Source organism: Vibrio sp. 1249-1 (assembly GCF_033340495.1).
The window spans coordinates 1-663 of the sequence record NZ_JAWOWJ010000628.1; the positions used below are offsets into that span (position 1 = coordinate 1).

Here is a 663-nt window from a genome sequence, read left to right on the forward strand (position 1 = left end):
GAAGTGGATTTCACTGGTGCGACGTTTGATGTAGATGGCAAGCGTGGCGTGGTGACTTTGAACTTCGCATTCAGAGAAGACGGTGAAGTGGTCGGTAAAGGTATTAAACGCATGGTAGCGAGTGGTTTGAAGCCATACGATCAAGAAGCCGTTGACGACCTTGTACACCGCTTTAATGAGCGTAAGGATGCGTTCCTAGCAAAGTTCGTTAAGGCAGCGTAACAGACTGCCGAATTAGCGATAACAATCGGATACCAAAAAGAAAGCCCAACTATTGATGTTAGGCTTTCTTTTTATTTAAAAAATGAGTCGATGGCAGCTCGGTATTCAAATCCAGCGACGAACTTGGTTTTTATAATCCAAGTATTCCTCACCAAACAACCTTTCCAATACATGTTCTTCTGGTTTGATTTGAAATCGATTCATATAACTAACAAACAGCACACCGCAAAGCACCACACTTAAATGTTGCCACCATAAACCCACCGCAATGATGAGCAGTAACAACGCCATGTACATTGGGTTACGTGAGAAGGCAAACACGCCAGTTCTTACAACGGAAGATGCTGCGTCAGGTTTTACTGGGTTCACGGTAGTCTTTACTTTGCGAAATTCATATACACCGGCAATCCCCATGTAGCCAGACAACAAAGTTAGTGCACC

2 protein-coding genes are annotated in these 663 nt (G+C 43.9%); one reads left to right on the plus strand and one right to left on the minus strand.

Annotation, left to right across the window (positions count from 1 at the left end):
* A partial coding sequence (locus R7Z50_RS28035) for a DUF3581 family protein (RefSeq protein ID WP_318149826.1) occupies positions 1-222 on the plus strand: 222 nt, incomplete at its 5' end.
* 105 nt (positions 223-327) lie between these two features.
* Here the strand turns inward: R7Z50_RS28035 and R7Z50_RS28040 are convergent.
* Positions 328-651: an isoprenylcysteine carboxylmethyltransferase family protein gene (locus R7Z50_RS28040; protein WP_318149827.1), complete on the minus strand. Its 324-nt coding sequence runs from the start codon at positions 649-651 to the stop codon at positions 328-330.
* Positions 652-663: the final 12 nt, after the last annotated feature.